Source organism: Pseudoalteromonas sp. Z9A5 (genome assembly GCF_011378875.1).
GTDB lineage: Bacteria > Pseudomonadota > Gammaproteobacteria > Enterobacterales > Alteromonadaceae > Pseudoalteromonas.
The window spans coordinates 1-650 of the sequence record NZ_WTLC01000124.1 but is presented as its reverse complement, the minus strand read 5'-3'; the positions used below and the strand labels follow the sequence as shown (position 1 = coordinate 650).

At 34.8% G+C, this 650-nt stretch carries 1 protein-coding gene; it reads right to left on the bottom strand.

Going from position 1 to position 650, the window contains the following annotated elements; all coding sequences use genetic code 11:
- Positions 1-70 precede the first annotated feature (70 nt).
- Positions 71-313 (bottom strand): hypothetical protein, encoded by a 243-nt coding sequence (locus GQR56_RS21310; protein WP_206018259.1) that lies wholly within the window; start codon positions 311-313, stop codon positions 71-73.
- Between the last annotated feature and the right edge of the window lie 337 nt (positions 314-650).

Sequence of the window (650 nt, the reverse complement as noted above, 5' to 3'; positions counted from 1 at the left end):
GCTCTGCTTTTGGGATAGATAGTGGTTTGGCGATTACTATCAGATCAAATTCAGAGCATGTTTTCAAGTTTTATTCCTTAAGATCCAACCTATGATCAAGTCTTAGATAATATTGCCCAAATGCCAATAAATCTCCTTCAACCGAAACTAGAGAGAATGACTTTAGTGAATCAAGTTTTAAGTCGCTCTTAAAAGAACTTAAATCAAATGGATATCTAAAACCAGGTCCAGACCAAATACTTAATTCTTCCTCGGTCGAAAACCAAGACATGATTTCAATAAAATTTGCATCAGAAGGTTCATTTAAACGCATATTCACCTAACGAGGCTGTAGAATAACTCTAACAGCCAAATTCAATTAAAAAACGAGCTCCTGCAATTAATTCTAAGCGTTGTTAAGGCATTAGGTAATGTATTTGAACTCCATAAAACTGGCTGTTTTTCTTAAAAAAGAGTAATTCTACAACCTCAACGCCGCACTAAGCGGACTAAAATTGTTGGTTAAACTTTGTGAGGCACGAACAAAAGCCAACTGTTTTTGTTCCGTTTAATGGCCTTATAGTTCGACCAAGCCACTTAATTTAAAAGTAACTGACTATTATATTAAGTGGAATATGCTTCTGTTGGTTACGAATATTGAATGACAAACA

What these genes read in the sequence shown, in the direction of transcription:
- GQR56_RS21310 (WP_206018259.1), bottom strand. Translation starts at nt 313, where the DNA reads ATGCGTTTAAATGAACCTTCTGATGCAAATTTTATTGAAATCATGTCT.